Genomic DNA, 1,528 nt, shown 5'->3' on the forward strand with positions numbered 1-1,528 from the left:
CAACTGGTTATGGAGCAACTGGCATTTTAGTACCATAATCTGCATACGATAAACCTAAATGTTAGTTAAACCTTTACCTAATATTTCACTTTCTTGACATTGTAATGATCATCTCGATAACGACAATTTTCTCTCAACCCAAATTAAACTATCAGGGAATGCAAGATTAAATTTTTCAAAGTCAGACCTAAAAATTAACATGGCGCTTTTATCAGGATCATTTGAATTGTATATAACTGGAAAGCTCCGATTTAAAATAAATTTACCAATCTTTTCAAATCGTCCATCGCCTTTTGCATTTTTGAAAGTTTTGCCATTAACATTAAAATAATACTCCGCCAGCAAGGCTTTTCCCTTCTCATATCGAAAAGAATTTATCGTAGCAATCGAAAAAGAAGGTGATTTCGAGATCATTTGCACATTCCTCTTATTATTTAAATGCGAAATGAGATAAACAAAAAGCAAAATAAAGCCAATAACAAACCATATGCTTACCCTACTCATAATTTGTTTCGTTTTATTGATTTTGCTTATTAGAATTATCTCTTTGGGCCTCAGAAATCGCCCGCGCACCAGCACCGGAAGCAGTACCACCCCAATAGTTTACAATTGTTGCACCACCTATCTGAGCGGAATTGTTTGAATTACCTGCACCTTTTACAGGCCCAATGCCCGGTAATGCCTTACCTATAGCGGCTCCTGCTAATCCTCCCAACAAAGTGTTCGCTGTGTAGTTTGAGACGTTAAAACCAGATTGACCTGGTAATACTGTATTGTTTTCATCATCTAACTGTGCAAGGTTGGAAAGTGCTGATGATGTATATGCATTCATCCCAAACATTGACGTTACCCCACTCAACCCGACCTCTAAAAGATTTAATTTTGAACCTGCTCCATTAACAGTCTGTTGAGCCAAAATATCAGCTACTGCACCTATACCGAACTTTGCAGCACCAATACCGAGAGTTTCAGGTGAACTTGCCATTAGTAATGAACCGCCGCCAGTTGCAGCCATGAAAGGTAGCGCTACCCCAGTCAAAGCCGAAGCAAAAGCACCCTCTCCAAAAATCTCAGCAACTTCTGATCCTATCCTTGCCTGTATGGTCTCCTGCCGTTCAAAACGCTGCCACGCACCTGTCCAATTTCCATTTGCATCCTTGTTAGCTTCACCATTATGCTCAAAGTCAAAAGTTCCCTGGCTTCCATTATATGGCTTCCAATAATATATTTCATTATGATTGGGATAGGACATTATAGACCATATTGTCTTTGTCCACTTATCATACACATTCTGAACATCCTGCCCCCATTTGCCTAAATAAGATTCTCCTTTATTCTTCCAGTTCCAGGAATAATCTTTGGGCTCCTCCCCATCTTTATCAATGGCCCTGATAGGCGTGTTTCCTGCATATTGATAGGGCGTTAAAAAACCGAACTGATTCGTTAGCGGATCCACACTCAAAAACTTTCCTATCCTAGGATCATAAATCCGCATGCCATAATCCTGCTGGTTGCCTTCTCCCTTTAC

At 39.7% G+C, this 1,528-nt stretch carries 2 protein-coding genes; both read right to left on the minus strand.

What is annotated here, in order from left to right:
• Nucleotides 1-108: 108 nt before the first annotated feature.
• A complete protein-coding gene (locus tag HY58_RS18415) occupies nucleotides 109-504 on the minus strand; it encodes a hypothetical protein (RefSeq protein ID WP_156123767.1) in 396 nt (131 codons plus the stop codon).
• Nucleotides 505-517: 13 nt separating this feature from the next.
• Nucleotides 518-1,528 (minus strand): RHS repeat-associated core domain-containing protein (locus tag HY58_RS18420; RefSeq protein ID WP_039135644.1); only part of this gene is annotated, 1,011 nt, incomplete at its 5' end.

Origin of the sequence: Flavihumibacter sp. ZG627 (assembly GCF_000814325.1) — a bacterium.
Lineage (GTDB): Bacteria > Bacteroidota > Bacteroidia > Chitinophagales > Chitinophagaceae > Flavihumibacter.

What these genes read in the sequence shown, in the direction of transcription:
- HY58_RS18415 (WP_156123767.1), bottom strand. Translation starts at nt 504, where the DNA reads ATGAGTAGGGTAAGCATATGGTTTGTTATTGGCTTTATTTTGCTTTTT.